Source organism: Legionella erythra (genome assembly GCF_001467615.1).
Classification (GTDB): Bacteria; Pseudomonadota; Gammaproteobacteria; order Legionellales; family Legionellaceae; genus Legionella_C; species Legionella_C erythra.
Genome location: NZ_LNYA01000034.1, coordinates 221,796 through 235,564, shown reverse-complemented (window position 1 = coordinate 235,564; position 13,769 = coordinate 221,796). Strand labels below are relative to the sequence as shown.

Genomic DNA, 13,769 nt, shown 5'->3' with positions numbered 1-13,769 from the left:
TGCATTAGAACTTTAAGCCTATACCCATCAATGATGCTTATAAAACCCAACGCCTTTAATATCAGTCCACAAAGTGGTTTGATGACAAAGAAAACATTGATCAACACGAGCATGTGGCTTGCCAGCAACCACTTTTGAGATCATATGAAAATGCTCCATATAATGGCTTGGTGGGGCTTGATGGCATTGAGCACAATCCATTGAGCGAGGGGAAGGGTGTCTAAACTCAGGAATGCTCCAATGAGCCGTTTCGTGGCAAGCAGAACAATCGTCACCAAATAATTTAAAGTGCTTGTCTTTGTTTTGATGGCAAGAGGCACACCGTAAAGTAAGTTCTTGAGTCGATAAATGGGGGTTTGCCAGTAACGTTGGCTTTTTGGATTCATTCTGCTCTAGAAAGAGCGTAACCTGTTCAATAATCAATCGTTCTTCTTCATCATCTGAGTTTGAAAAAAATTGGATTTGCTGAAGTCCTAACGAAACCAGCGCATTATGATCCATGTGAGTTATGCGTGTCTTGCTACCCTGATGTTCTGTATGACACTCGACACAACTGCCAATGTTGGCATGAAATGAGGTGGGTTGGCGTTTTAAAAGAGACTCGTTGTTGGCGTGGCATGCAATACAGTTTACTGCCTCAACCCCTTTTACTGGAGTATGACACGCATTACAGTTGTGACTAAGAAAAGAGTGAGCCTTGGAAAGCTCTCCGGGACTAGCCATTCTTTGCCACTCTGTCACGCTAGTCAAGCTGCTGCTCTCATCCCCATGATAAGACGTATAATAGGCGACAAAAGACAGCGTCGCTAAAACAATAAGGGCAACCAGTGTAGCCCAGCTAAGCTTCATCGAAACCACCTTAATCCAAAATAAATTCCGGACCACACGTGTAGACCCAGCAGAACATACAATGCCAGTGCTGTAATAATGTGAAACGTTAACCATTTTTGAAATACGCGTTTGAAGTGCTCATGAAAACGGATGGCGTATTCAAGCTCAGATATGGTTTCTGCTAAAGACAAAGCACGTACCTCTGAAGATTTTATTAAATGACTATCAAATACGGTGTCTTCAAGCAACCATAGAAGGAAGCGCGCTCTCATAAGACTTAATTTCCCGATTTTCTGATTGGAGTATGTGCTCGATTTCAATTCTTGGGCAACGATTTGATATTGCCTTTGCAATCCCATCAGTATGGCCTTTTTTTCATCTATTTCATGAGTAATAAAGCCCATGAGATAACGACCAATAAAACCACTGATAGTGACGATGAGTGTCATTGCAGTAAGGGCTATACCCAGAGCGCCATTGAATTTATGCCCTGTATGAATCAAGACTAAAATAGAACCAATAATGCCTGTGTAAATATGCCAGGACAACAGGGTATTCATGGAGACATACTGCGTTACCCAATTCTTCAAAAATGAAATGCGCTTAATAAAGACATAGAATAGTGGAATCAGCATCAATATTGAGCCACTAACGCCAAAAACCCCACCCCAAAAACTCCCTGCAAATCGAGGAGACACATGGACTGTAAAGCCTAGCCACGTGATAAGCATTAACAATACCAAGCCTAAAACCATCATACGTCCTGGCGCGTTCATTAAGCATCCACCTCAATATTTTGGGTGGCTTTTGCCTGACAGGCCAAGATAAGCCCCTGTTGTTTGTCTTCCTTTGAAAGGGCATCTTCACAAGCCATGGTCACCTCTCCTGACAGCAATGTCACTTTACATAATCCGCATTGACCAGTTCTACAGGCATTATCAATAGCAATACTGTTTGCTTCGGCTATTTCAAGTAGTGTGTGGTTTGGCAAAATCGGAACTGTTTTGTTGGATTTTCTAAAAGAAACCATCGCACGAGCATCTGCTTTGATGAAGTCAAAGTCTGCCTGTGTTATTTCAGGTTTTCTTTCCGGCCCAAACGCTTCCGTTACAATCAAGTCGTTTGGTACGTTAAGTTCTTTCAAGATATCCAGTACCGCGTCCATCATGGCAGGAGGACCACAAACATGAATACGACGAGAGGCAATGTCGGGGACAAGATAGCTGATGATATTCTTGGTAAACATACCTTGTAAGCCCATCCAAATGGTTCCCTCTGAACGCAGCATCGAAGCATAAACATGGAGATTAGGGTATCTTTCCTGAAGATGTTCTAATTCTTCGCGAAAGATAAAATCAACGGTTGTGCGACAACAGTAAAGCAAATAAATCTCATTGTGCCACCCAATATCAGTAAGATAGCGTATGATACCCATCATCGGAGTAATGCCAACCCCTCCACAAATCAGTACGATGCTTTTTGCTTCTTCGCCAGTAAAAGTAAATTTACCATTGGGCCCCATCACATCAAGAAGATCGCCTTCCTTAATTTCATCATGCAAATAACGAGAAAACAAGCCTTGTTCTTCTCGCTTTACCGTGATGGCACAATAATGTAATTGGGTCGGTGTCGAGGCCATGGTATAACTGCGCCTTACTGTTTTATCATTAATCACTGCGGTGAGCGTAATGAACTGGCCAGGATAATAGGTAAATGGTAAAGCCACCTGATGTTGTGACGCCAAATGAAATGTTCTTATTCCTGGGGCTTCTTGAAAAATACGACAAACGCGGAGTTTTCCTTCCCACTTCTCTTCCGGTTCGGTTAATGATCTCATGACTGGAAATTTAGGAATGAGACATTTAGGAGGGGAGGTTGATGCGGTTTCCGACGGTGCTTCAGAAATTTGAGTTGTGCCGTTGGATTCAACTGATGCTAATGAAGATGTTGGTTCAGCTGCTTTTGCAGAGGGGTGTGATGCGTCCGAAGAAGTAGACGTATTTTGTCTTATTAAACGATCAAGCAATGCAGCGGACCTTTTCATTTTGAAAAAATACATCCAAATCATGACTAAAAAAAACAGGATAAATAGGCCTATAATCGTTAAATGAAAAAAAGGACCACCTAAGATATGATTGGCTTGAGGAGCACTTGGAAGGAGATTCATTTCCCGTTTAAACCACTGTAATGCGATGTAGTGCGGATTTTTTCCCTCAGCAAGCGCACGAAGTGCTGCCAGCCCACTTTCATATTGGGCAATCCCTTCACGTAATTTCTCTAGAGCATTCTGCATGTTAGAGTAATCGTTATTGCGAGACGCCAACACCAGATCGCCAAGTCCACCTTTCATGAGCGCAATACCCGATGTTATGCGTTGGTGTGCCATTTGTTGAATTGCAATGCGTTTTTCTGGGGATAGTGTGGGTAAATTCATCAAAGAGGGGTAAAGCTCCTGAGAGGGAGTACCTATGTTTTTCATCATGCCACTCATTCCTCCGCCTTCTTTCTCTTTTCCTCCTTGATGATGTGCGGCATGCTCTTCCGTTGAGGGTTGTGCAAAAGTAAGAAAGGTCACCGCCAACATGCAATAAACTAACCCTTTTTGAAAAAATCGAAGCGGAGCAAATCCTTTTTTAATGTATTGAAACGGCATCCTCTTCCTCCAAAGCTCACTTAAAATGTCAATTCATGAAATGGTTTAAGTGAAACAGTCCTCAAGAAAGTCTTTCTTATTCGCTAAAAGACATTCTGTATTTTGAACTGAAATTATTGTTTTCCAATCTAATATTAGTTTATCCCATATTCTGTAACAAATTTCCAATGACTCAAAAGGGATGACTATGAATTCATGTAGTAATTAATTCCATTGATTAGCCAAACTCAACCAAATCGCTCTCGAACTCATCGCGATTTCGGGCCAGGAAAAATATAAGGCTTTATGTCGTGGAGAAACGAAACTAGGGCAGTTGAAACTAATAGTCGTCTGTAACCTGTATAAGAAAACGACCTCATAAAGAGGCGGTGTTACTTGTTTACCTCGTATTTTTAAGTGAGTTCCTGGCCAATAATCGCTTCCGCGCTTTGCAAAATATTCTGAATTTCTTCAGTAATTTCTTCTTGGCGCAGTAAATTGAGACGATTGTTTAATGAATTTTTTTTATTTTCTAGGCGATCTAATGCCTGGTTTAAATGAAAAAGTCTTTGATGATTCTCCGCAAAAAACGATTGATAAAAAATCGAATAACACATGGCAAGTAAATAATGTTCTACCAAGTCAGAGAAAAACTGGTCTTGGGGTAAATTTAAAATGGGTGGTATAGAAAAATGATTCACAAGACTTGGATCAAATTCTTCAAAGGGTCGCCAGGTTTTTACTTGAATTTGATTTCGCTCTTCCTCATTGAAGAGAACATTCCAATGCAAAGAATGTAATGTCCTATGTCTTTGTAATAAGACTTTTTCTAACGTTTGTAATAAATTTAAAATCACGGCTGGAATTTCTTCAATAGCATTGGGTCCCTCTATTGTTGCCATGACACGAGGATCATTAGCCATTTTTAGCGTCAGTTTATTTCCTACAAGAATGAGTACTGGCTCCAATTCAGAATTTTGCTTTTTGAGAGCATCCAGCTGATGAATTAAATTATCGTTAAAAGGGCCACAAAAGCCTCGTTCTGAGCCGATAAGAATAGAAATTAACGGGTGATTCCCTTGTTGATTTATGAGGGAAATAGGATAGAAACTTAAAAAATCACTGCTCGCCTCATGAATTGTTCTAATGACATTGTCTTGCATGAAAAGAAATTTGGTGATTTTGCCAATTTCAATTAAAGAAAGATTTTTCATGGCCGTCATGATGTTGCCAATTTCCTCTAAGGTATGAAGGTGTTCTTTCAGTTTCGTTCGCTTAGTCATAAAACCATCCAAGTGGTAAATGATACTCATTACTTTACTTTGGAATGGATAATGAGTCAGTTCTATGCCATTAGCCATTCTTTTATAGCCTTTTTCCATTGTTCTCGGGTGCTGCCCAATGACCAATTGCTCTGTTTTATTTCTTCTTCTATTTTTTTGAGGTTTTTGGGGATGTCTTCTATATTCAATTCGTCAAAGAAACCCTCATTGTAAGCAACAAGCCATGCGAGTTGAAATTCAATAGGTAGTGGTGAAAATCGTTCTTGTTTCAGAATTTCTCTTAAAATTCGCCCTTTTTGAATTTGTTTTTGCATTTTGGCATCCAGCCTTGCCCCAAAGCGAGTGAACATTTCCAAATCAAGAAATTGCATGTAATCCAGTTTCATTCGACTGGCTTCTTTTTTAATTTGCAAATGCTGAGCTTTACCACCGACTCGTGAGACCGATTTGGTGATATCAATGGCTGGAAGAAATCCAGAAGAGAATAATGATTCATCAAAAAAGATTTGTCCATCGGTGATTGAGATAAGATTCGTAGGGATATAAGTCGCAATGTCACCTTCTTTGGTTTCGATAATAGGCAACGCAGTCATACTGCCGCCTCCCATAGCAGGGGAAAGACAGGTTGAGCGCTCTAATAAACGAGAATGCAGATAAAAAATGTCAGCAGGAAACGCTTCACGTCCAGGTGGTCTACGCAGTAAAAGGGAAAGCTCACGGTAACTATTGGCATGGGCACTCAAATCATCATAGACCACCAGGGTATCCAAGCCTTTTTTCATCCAGTGTTCGGCAATGGCGCACCCTGCAAAAGGGGCCAGATAAAGTAATCCAGGTAATGCCGTTGCAAGGGCCACCACAACAGTTGTGTAGTCCAATGCATTGGCTTTTTTTAATAATTGAATGGTAGTGCTCACTGTGGAACGCTTTTGTCCAATCAACACATAGACACAATACACCTGTTTATCTTTTTGATTCATCACAATATCAATGGCCAGAGAACTTTTACCAAGCCCATTGTCGCCAATAATTAATTCCCTCTGCCCTTTGCCAATAGGAATTAAATTATCAATAATCTTATTGCCCGTATAAAAGGGACGACTGACAAAGTCGCGGTGAATAATAGGTGGCGACAACCTATCAAGTAATCCTTGTTCATCACACGGAGGAATCTCGCCACCATCCAAGGGATTGCCTAATGGATCAATCACTCGTCCAAGCAGTTTATCGCCTACAGGAATACTCAATACTCGCTTTAGAGGAAAAATAGGAGTGCCTGCCTTTAATTTTTTGGTTTGTACCAACATAACGGCGCCTACAAGGTTTTCTGTGAGATGGAACACCATGGCGATACAACAATTATCCTCTGAAATAAGAATTTCATCGATAGCGGCTCCAGGTAATCCCTTAATCCAGATAATGCCATCTCCCACAGAAACCACCTCTCCCTGTTCTGATATCTTGACTTGAAACTGATAGTTCTCAAGGCGTTGTCGTTGCTTCTCAAGAAAAGAAGGGGTGTTAGGCCAGTTCATTTTTTGTCTCTGTAAAGAATTTTAATTCATCACGAAGATTGGCTTGCAAACACATCGGACCCATTTGAAGGGTTAATCCGGCTAGAAGCTTTGGATTTTCCGTAAAATGGATTTTAAGTGTTTGAGGTACTAATTGTTCAATGGCTTGTAGCAGTCGCTGCTTTTGGTGTTCCTTGATGGGGTAGGCACTTTGTATGGAAACGGTCTCTTCCTCAGAAATAATATTCCCCCATGGCCACTTTTCCACTGGGAAATGATGGAGCTCCTCAATGGTTTTTTCGATGATTTTCTCTTCAAGATGCGCATCAGCAAAAGGTATTAACAACTTTTCAGCAAATTTCCCAGCCAAAAGGAATGCTTCTTTAGCATTGTTTTCAATGATGGTTGAGGCTCGTTGCATTTCATGGGAAAAAATCCGCTCTTTCTCTTGACTCAATTGTGTTTCAAAGCGAAGCCTCTCTTCCAATTTCCATTGTTCCATTGCCTCATGCCACTCGTTTTGCAGGGTTGCTTTCTCTTGTTGCCAATCGGTAAGACGATTTTCATAGGTTGTTTGCAATTGCTTTGCTTCCTCGTGCAGTGTTGCAGCATTCGCTAATTGTTCTTGCACCCTTTTTTTTCGTTCTAACATGGTTTTTTGTATTGGCGCATAAAGAAAGCGTTTCAAAATCCAAAGGAGAATAAGAAAATTAATGATTTCTAATGAAAAAGTGGTCCAAGAGAGTTCCATTGGCTTTATCCCTGTTGCGTTACAAAATAAGACAATAATGGATTTCTAAAGAGAATAATCAAAACAATCACCAAACAATAAATGGCTAATGATTCGATCATGGCCAAACCAATGAATAAGGTTCTCGTGATGGATTTTTCAGCCTCAGGTTGCCTTGCTAAAGCATCCAGGGCGTGACTAATGGCGCGCCCCATGGCCAGTGCCGGTCCTATGGTTCCTATGGCAATGGCTATTGCTGCAATAACGGTTGACGCTAAACTAAACCAACTCATGTCATTCATAACGATTCTCCTCGGCTTTTAAGTTCATGAGCTTGAATGCCCCCGGCGATATAAATTAAAGCCAGCATGCCAAAAATATAAGCTTGGATGATGGCTTCAATAATATGTAAAATGAGGATTGGAATAGGGGCTAAAAATCCGGCAATCATGAGGACAATCAAGGCGGTTAATTGCAAGCTCATGATATTACCAAACAATCGGACTGCCAATGCGAATGTTCGAGATATTTCGCTTATCAAATGAAAAGGCAACAAAAAAGGAGTTGGCTTAATAAAATGTTTCAAATAATCTCGCCATCCTTCGGCACGAATTCCAAACCAGTGTACCGATAAAAAAGTAATCATCGCAAGTGACGCCGTCACAGATAAATCAGCCGTTGGTGAATAAAAACCTGGAATAACACCGATTAAATTGGAAACAAGGATAAAAATCCATAAGGTGGCTACAAAAGGAAATATCTGTTCAACGTGTTGAGGCAATACTTCGTTCATCGCATCATACATGGTGCTCAAAACGCCCTCCCAAATGACTTGATAAGTGCTTGGTTGTAGGAGAGAGTGTTTTCGAGTAGAACTCCATGCCAAAAGGAATAAGGCCATCATAATGAACCACGTGGTCAATACGCTCTGTGTGATGGGTAGCCCACCGATTGAAAAGGCGAAGTGCGCTAAGAATCCTTCTTCTCCCACAGTTAATCCTTAATTAAAAGATACACGTTAATGGCGCCAATAATCACACCGACGATGATTAAATTGATGGTCCAACTAATGGAATACCCTTTTATCTTTTCATCGAGCCAAACCCCGAGATAGGCTCCTGCAATGATGGGTAAAACAAAAACAAAGCCTAAAGTACCCAAGTAAACCGTTTGGGCTAATAAAGTAGATTTTCCCTTTTTTGCTTCATTGATTTTGTGGACATTCCGTTTCACTTGTTGTTCAAGCTCCTTTTTCGAATCTTTAAATCCCATAGGTATTCTGCCGTTTTAAGTCCCATAAACGCTTTAACATTTCTTCATCTAAACGATGTAAGCTTTCTTTGATACGTGATAGATTGTTTTCTTCCCAATGTAATTCTTCCTCTATCGCCATTTGTATGGCTTGGTAATCTTTATGGCGTACATAATGTCTAGTCGCGATATGCAATTGATTATCAATGAAATAAACCACCGCTCCTGGTAAGGCTAAGTATTCAGTCTCATCATTCTCATAACGAAACCAGGCCAAACCAAATTTTAAACACGTCATCATTCGGCCATGATGAGCTAAAATCCCAAATTGCCCAGAGTGGTCTTCGCCAACAAAACTAACTACCCTATCCCTTGTTTCATATTGTGTGGCACTCTTAAGATGGATAGTAAAAAGCTCCATGTCAGTCGTTATCTCCCTTTATTCATGGCACCTATCATGTAACACTCTTCTTCTGAAAACTCATCGTAATCGCCTCTTAGGAGCGATTCGCAATCGGTTAATGTTTGTTCTAATGAAACCGACTTCCCTTCAATGCCTGTTTGTTGCTTTGTGACATGAAAGGGTTGGCTAAGGTAGCGTTGCAGTTTGCGTGCTCTTAACACGATAGCACGGTCTTTAGGAGAAAGCTCTTCAATTCCCATCATAGAAATCATGTCTTCTAATTCTTGATAATATTCCAGGTGTTCTCGTACAGCTTGGGCAATGGAATAATGTCGCTCGCCCAATAGGATTTTATCCATAAATTGGCTCTTGGAAGCTAGGGGATCTACGGCAGGATAAATGCCTTTGCCTGCTTGTGAGCGAGAGAGTACTATGATGGAATCTAAATGAGTAATGATTCCAGTCACAGCCGGATCGCTCATATCATCGGCCGGAACGTAAACCGCTTGTACTGAAGTCACTGCTCCCTTGGCAGTAGACGTCATGCGCTCTTCAAGTTCTGCTATCTCAGTCATTAAGGTGGGTTGATAACCTACACTTGCCGGCATTCTGCCGAGTAACCCCGAAATTTCACTGCCAGCTTGCACAAAACGATAAATATTATCCACAAGAAAAAGGACCTCATGTTCCAGCGTATCACGCAAATATTCCGCATAAGTTAATGCGGATAATCCTGTGCGAAAACGAACTCCTGGCGATTCATCCATTTGACCAAATATCATGAGTGTTTTATCCATCACCCCAGCGGATTTCATCTCATGCCATAATTCATGTCCTTCCCGAATGCGTTCCCCAACACCAGCAAAAACGGAGGTTCCTTGATGTAATTGAATAATAGCATGCATCAATTCCATCAGTAGTACGGTTTTTCCAACTCCTGCACCACCAAACAATCCCGTTTTGCACCCTCTGACGAAAGGACAAAGTAAATCAATGACTTTAATTCCTGTCTCAAGAATGGTTTCTTGAGTGCTCGTCATTTCAAGTGGTTCGGGTTTTGCCAGAACATCACGATATTCATTGGTTTCTAATGGCGGGGCACCGTCTAAAGGTTCACCAAAAATATTTAAAAGGCGGCCCAAGCAATCTTTAGAAACGGGAATTTGTAAGGAAGTGCCTTGATCATAGACTACTAAACCTCTTTGCAATCCTGAGGCGCGATGTAGGGTAATGGCTTTGACATGATGCTCATCAAGATGCTGACACACTTCTAAAATGTATTCATCACTGTCCGTGTGGGTTTTAAGAGACTGATGTAAAGAAGGTAAACTATTACAACTTATTTTGACAACAGGACCATTGATTTCAACAATCCTGCCGATTGGTGTTCCATGACTTTGAGTAACAGCCGTGTTTTTATCCATCATTTTCCAGTTTTATTCGTGTCACATGATATTATATGCTAGGATGTTCCTCTATTGTTACATCACTTTATGGAACAGCTTCTCACAATCATTGAAGGAAGAAGTATCCACGTAGACAATGTCAATATCAAAGCCTTGCAAGGCTTGCTTTTTCTGCCACTGCTTTCAATAAAACCGAATCCCCTGTCTTTATTAAACCACTTTACTTTACCACGAATTTTATTGGTCATTTTTGTTTATTTCCTTATAATTAAGTGGATTACATGGTGTCATGCGACGTTACTCTCCATGCCAATAGTGGTTAATCGAATAGCTCATGGCCATTTAATCAGTGATCTCTTCAGTATCTCCCTTTAATTTTTTCAATGAAACCACTTTATCACACTGGACCTCAATGGTAGTTGTTTTAGCAGCGGATACCCCCCAACATCGTATTCTTTTTCCCTCTTTACTGATGAACAGGACATGTATAACCAAATTTTTTCCATAGGTGTTGTCGATGGTGATGTCTTGAGTATCATTCGTTTTTGCCAGGAGTCTTCCTAATGAATTGCCATTACGGTGGAACTCTATTAATATTTCAGTATTTGATAAGGACACATTATTTATTTTGGAATCCTTATGGTATTTAATATGGTAGGATTGCATGCCTGCATAGGTATTGAGTGCCATACAGGAAAAAATTGCCGCAAGAATAATTTTAATAAGGCCTGTTTTTTTTATTTTAAATGACTTGATATAGTTCATGTGATTCCTATCTCTATCCTTGCCTATTTACTTTTAGTATTTTTTCAAAAAATTTATAAATCCCAAAGGCTTTAACAGTATAATTCATTTTTGTCATAATATGGTTAAGTAAACAGAATAATTCATTATGAGGTTGGATACTCATTTTAGTTTTTATTAACAACTCTTAACAAGGATTAGTTTTGTATGCGCTTACGTCTTGTACCCTTAGTTTTAATCGCAATTATCATTGGCGTGAGCAATTATTCTGGAAGTGAATGTCATTAAAGAGCCTATAGAAAATGTGGTTGTGAGGTTTAAAGGCCCTTCAGCCTGGAATAATCGTGGTGTAGATTATGCGACTGGCAAAAGAGCATCACAAAATGACTCTGAAACGGTTAAGAGCCACCTGTGATTAAGTTATTGCACTATATTGTTTTATAATGAGAATTTATTGATTCTTCATCATTGGGCATCCCATCATTTTTCGATCCATCATCGTTTGCATCATTTCCATCATCATTTGCATCATCTTCATGCGTTGTTCCGTTATTTCTGGATTTTTTGCTGCATCATCACCCATATGTTGCATCATCTTCATACCTTTTTGCATCATTGGCATTTGAGTTTGCATCAATGATTTTTTTTCTTCTGTGGTTTGGGCGTTCATGAGTTTATTATGCATGTCTTGCATTTGTTTTATGGCTTCTTGCATTTGCTTCATTTCTTCTTGTAGCTGGGTTGACTGCTGATTGTTGCTTTGCATTCCCATGTTATTCGAATTAGTACTAGAAGGCATGTCTTCGGCAAAGAGTGTCGTGGTAACCAAACTGCAAGCGGCAAATAGAATTAATGCATTCCGTTTAAACATAATGAAATCTCCTTATTTATTTTTCAATGTATTATCCTAACTTAATATTCTAGCACAGTGGTGCCCATACGACCATAAAAAGCTAAAGACAGACTAGAGAATGAATATTAATGCCAGCCTATTCCTCCACTGTAGTGTCCTTCGTAAGTATGAGAAACACTATGTGAATTACTGGTTGTCTTGGATGTGGAACAAGAGATAATTAGAAGTGTTGAGCTTACTAGGGCTACTAACCCAATAACAGCTTTAAATAGTCTGAGTGTTGACATATCAATGTTCCTTATAATGTAAAATAAAGCGCTTGTTAAATAACGATAGAAACAAATTGTTTTATTATTTATCATTATTATAATAGCACTATTAAAAACACACGCCTTACTCATTGTCATTTTATGAAAGAAAAGATCGCGCTTATTATTCTATTAATGATAATACAGAACATAAGCAGCACCACAACTCACATCAACACTCCAGGAAGAAGGGACGTGATGCTTAATCCAATGATGTAGCAGCCGTAGAGAACTCTGCGACTGGGAAGATATCCGTGATAACCTGATTACTCAACGAATAAGTAGTGACAAAACTTAAGAAGAGTAAGTGGCGCGAATTTGTTCAAGAACCTTTGAATAGGAATGGCATGACTATACAGTTTGGAGATATTCAAAACTCCCCAATAAAATTAAGCATTTGTTTTGAATTTTTATTGATTCAATAATAAGATAGGTTTCCATTTGTCGCTGTTAACAAGGAACAGTATTGTATGCGATTACGTCTGTTAGCATTCTCTTTAGCCGGAATTATCGTTGGTGTGAGCATTTATTCTGGAATGATTAATACGATTAAAGAATATGTAGACAATTATGTTGTTCTGCACAAAGATCCAGCAGCTTGGAATAATCGCGGGATAGATTATATGATTGGCAAAAAGGTACCCCAAAATTACTCTGAGGCAGTAAAGTGGTTTCAAAAGGCAGCAGAGCAAGGTGACACCATGGCTCAACGCAACCTTGGTTTAACGTACACAACCGGTACAGGTGTTACTCAAAATCATAGCAAGGCCATGAAATGGTTTCGAAAAGCAGCTGAAAAAAATGATCCCGTCGCTGAATTTAATCTTGGTGTACTCTATATAGAAGGCATTGGCATTTCACATAATGATGGGGAAGCTGTTAAATGGATCCACAAAGCAGCTGAACAAGGATTTCCAGACGCGGAACGTACTCTGGGTATCCTATATTTAACTGGCAATGGTGTAAAACAAAATGATGGTGAGGCAATAATATGGTATCGTAAAGCAGGTGAACATGGCGATCTGGTGTCTCAGCGTACTCTCAGTGCAATGTATGCAGAAGGTAATCATACTCAGCAAAATGATTTTGAGGCGATGAAATGGTTTTATCTGGCTGCTAAGCAAGGAGATCCTATCGCTCAGTATAATATAGCTATCGGTTTTCTTGTAGGGAAAGGTATGAAGCAAAATAATATTGAAGCAATGAAATGGTTTCATCTCGCTGCTAATCAAGGATTGCCTCAAGCTCAATACGCGCTTGCTGCAATTTATCATGATGGCCAGGGGGTTCCTCAAAATCATGATGAAGCACTAAAGTGGCTTCAAAAAGCTGCTGAGCAGGGGTACCCAGCGGCTCAGCAGCACTTGCAGAATCTTAGGGGAGAGTGAATCATGTGACTGTAATCTCTGATGACTTACCACCAATTTCGCTTTTATTGCCTTAATTTTTCTTCTTAAATAGGAATGTAAAAAACTAGGAACTCTCGTTATTGTTTACTGGATACGAAGGTTGTACTAATGCCTTCGAGTATGACTGGCCCAAACACGCCCAATAGAAGGATTTTTATGCTTTAGACCACTGCTCTGATTTTTGCCATTATTTTGAGTTTTTTTAGTTGTTGGAGTCAAAGACGTGCATGCTGAGACACTAAAGAATAAAAAAAGTGCTATTAAAAGAATGGTGTTCCTTAATACTGTTACAATATTCATAGCAAATCCTTATAAAATTAAAGTGTTTATTCCCCCATTAAATTAAGATATAAAAATTGGCCCAATCTTACGGTTCGTGGCACTTGGTGACACGAACCGTAAGAT

Annotated in this window: 14 protein-coding genes and 1 pseudogene; 1 reads left to right on the top strand and 14 read right to left on the bottom strand. The window is 39.7% G+C overall.

The features are described 5' to 3' along the window. Window positions 1-27 precede the first annotated feature (27 nt). The 14 genes and pseudogenes from Lery_RS12295 to Lery_RS12235 all read right to left on the bottom strand — a co-directional run bounded on the left by Lery_RS12295 (window position 28) and on the right by Lery_RS12235 (window position 11,665). A complete protein-coding gene (locus Lery_RS12295) occupies window positions 28-849 on the bottom strand; it encodes a cytochrome c3 family protein (protein WP_058527536.1) in 822 nt (273 codons plus the stop codon). After that, window positions 846-1,607: a hypothetical protein gene (locus Lery_RS12290; protein ID WP_058527535.1), complete on the bottom strand. Its 762-nt coding sequence runs from the start codon at window positions 1,605-1,607 to the stop codon at window positions 846-848. The genes Lery_RS12295 and Lery_RS12290 overlap by 4 nt, the downstream gene beginning before the upstream one ends. After that, window positions 1,607-3,484, bottom strand: coding sequence for a 2Fe-2S iron-sulfur cluster-binding protein (locus tag Lery_RS12285; RefSeq protein WP_058527534.1), 1,878 nt, complete (start codon window positions 3,482-3,484; stop codon window positions 1,607-1,609). Before Lery_RS12285 ends, Lery_RS12290 begins: the two co-directional genes overlap by 1 nt. Before the next feature lie 392 nt (window positions 3,485-3,876). Continuing rightward, window positions 3,877-4,746 carry a F0F1 ATP synthase subunit gamma gene (locus Lery_RS12280; RefSeq protein WP_058527967.1) on the bottom strand — a complete coding sequence of 290 codons (870 nt, stop codon included), beginning with the start codon at window positions 4,744-4,746 and terminating at the stop codon, window positions 3,877-3,879. 62 nt (window positions 4,747-4,808) lie between these two features. Further along, window positions 4,809-6,281 carry a F0F1 ATP synthase subunit alpha gene (locus Lery_RS12275; RefSeq protein ID WP_058527533.1) on the bottom strand — a complete coding sequence of 491 codons (1,473 nt, stop codon included), beginning with the start codon at window positions 6,279-6,281 and terminating at the stop codon, window positions 4,809-4,811. Next, window positions 6,268-7,011, bottom strand: coding sequence for a F0F1 ATP synthase subunit delta (locus tag Lery_RS12270; protein WP_058527532.1), 744 nt, complete (start codon window positions 7,009-7,011; stop codon window positions 6,268-6,270). Before Lery_RS12270 ends, Lery_RS12275 begins: the two co-directional genes overlap by 14 nt. A 5-nt stretch (window positions 7,012-7,016) precedes the next feature. Further along, window positions 7,017-7,292 (bottom strand): F0F1 ATP synthase subunit C, encoded by a 276-nt coding sequence (locus tag Lery_RS12265; RefSeq protein WP_019235654.1) that lies wholly within the window; start codon window positions 7,290-7,292, stop codon window positions 7,017-7,019. Beyond that, the gene (locus Lery_RS12260; protein WP_058527531.1) at window positions 7,289-7,981 is read right to left on the bottom strand and encodes a F0F1 ATP synthase subunit A; all 693 of its coding nucleotides are present in this window, start codon (window positions 7,979-7,981) and stop codon (window positions 7,289-7,291) included. Before Lery_RS12260 ends, Lery_RS12265 begins: the two co-directional genes overlap by 4 nt. Before the next feature lie 2 nt (window positions 7,982-7,983). Continuing rightward, window positions 7,984-8,262, bottom strand: coding sequence for an AtpZ/AtpI family protein (locus Lery_RS12255; protein WP_027228232.1), 279 nt, complete (start codon window positions 8,260-8,262; stop codon window positions 7,984-7,986). Further along, window positions 8,252-8,662 (bottom strand): F0F1 ATP synthase subunit delta/epsilon, encoded by a 411-nt coding sequence (locus Lery_RS12250; RefSeq protein WP_058527530.1) that lies wholly within the window; start codon window positions 8,660-8,662, stop codon window positions 8,252-8,254. Before Lery_RS12250 ends, Lery_RS12255 begins: the two co-directional genes overlap by 11 nt. A gap of 8 nt (window positions 8,663-8,670) precedes the next feature. Next, window positions 8,671-10,071: a F0F1 ATP synthase subunit beta gene (atpD, locus tag Lery_RS12245; RefSeq protein ID WP_438357009.1), complete on the bottom strand. Its 1,401-nt coding sequence runs from the start codon at window positions 10,069-10,071 to the stop codon at window positions 8,671-8,673. A gap of 149 nt (window positions 10,072-10,220) precedes the next feature. Further along, window positions 10,221-10,298, bottom strand: a pseudogene (locus Lery_RS15830) (cold shock domain-containing protein); the annotation flags it as partial. A gap of 94 nt (window positions 10,299-10,392) precedes the next feature. After that, complete coding sequence (locus Lery_RS12240; protein WP_058527528.1) at window positions 10,393-10,815, bottom strand: hypothetical protein; 423 nt, start codon at window positions 10,813-10,815, stop codon at window positions 10,393-10,395. Window positions 10,816-11,245: 430 nt separating this feature from the next. Continuing rightward, the gene (locus Lery_RS12235) at window positions 11,246-11,665 is read right to left on the bottom strand and encodes a hypothetical protein (protein ID WP_058527527.1); all 420 of its coding nucleotides are present in this window, start codon (window positions 11,663-11,665) and stop codon (window positions 11,246-11,248) included. Window positions 11,666-12,425: 760 nt separating this feature from the next. On the opposite strand from Lery_RS12235, the gene Lery_RS12230 reads away from it, so the two are divergent. Beyond that, complete coding sequence (locus tag Lery_RS12230; protein WP_058527526.1) at window positions 12,426-13,343, top strand: tetratricopeptide repeat protein; 918 nt, start codon at window positions 12,426-12,428, stop codon at window positions 13,341-13,343. Window positions 13,344-13,769: the final 426 nt, after the last annotated feature.

Coding starts and splice junctions, on each gene's coding strand:
- Lery_RS12295 (WP_058527536.1), bottom strand. CDS start 849: ATGAAGCTTAGCTGGGCTACACTGGTTGCCCTTATTGTTTTAGCGACG.
- Lery_RS12290 (WP_058527535.1), bottom strand. CDS start 1,607: ATGAACGCGCCAGGACGTATGATGGTTTTAGGCTTGGTATTGTTAATG.
- Lery_RS12285 (WP_058527534.1), bottom strand. CDS start 3,484: ATGCCGTTTCAATACATTAAAAAAGGATTTGCTCCGCTTCGATTTTTT.
- Lery_RS12280 (WP_058527967.1), bottom strand. CDS start 4,746: ATGACTAAGCGAACGAAACTGAAAGAACACCTTCATACCTTAGAGGAA.
- Lery_RS12275 (WP_058527533.1), bottom strand. CDS start 6,281: ATGAACTGGCCTAACACCCCTTCTTTTCTTGAGAAGCAACGACAACGC.
- Lery_RS12270 (WP_058527532.1), bottom strand. CDS start 7,011: ATGGAACTCTCTTGGACCACTTTTTCATTAGAAATCATTAATTTTCTT.
- Lery_RS12265 (WP_019235654.1), bottom strand. CDS start 7,292: ATGAATGACATGAGTTGGTTTAGTTTAGCGTCAACCGTTATTGCAGCA.
- Lery_RS12255 (WP_027228232.1), bottom strand. CDS start 8,262: ATGGGATTTAAAGATTCGAAAAAGGAGCTTGAACAACAAGTGAAACGG.
- Lery_RS12250 (WP_058527530.1), bottom strand. CDS start 8,662: ATGGAGCTTTTTACTATCCATCTTAAGAGTGCCACACAATATGAAACA.
- atpD (WP_438357009.1), bottom strand. CDS start 10,071: ATGATGGATAAAAACACGGCTGTTACTCAAAGTCATGGAACACCAATC.
- Lery_RS12240 (WP_058527528.1), bottom strand. CDS start 10,815: ATGAACTATATCAAGTCATTTAAAATAAAAAAAACAGGCCTTATTAAA.
- Lery_RS12235 (WP_058527527.1), bottom strand. CDS start 11,665: ATGTTTAAACGGAATGCATTAATTCTATTTGCCGCTTGCAGTTTGGTT.
- Lery_RS12230 (WP_058527526.1), top strand. CDS start 12,426: ATGCGATTACGTCTGTTAGCATTCTCTTTAGCCGGAATTATCGTTGGT.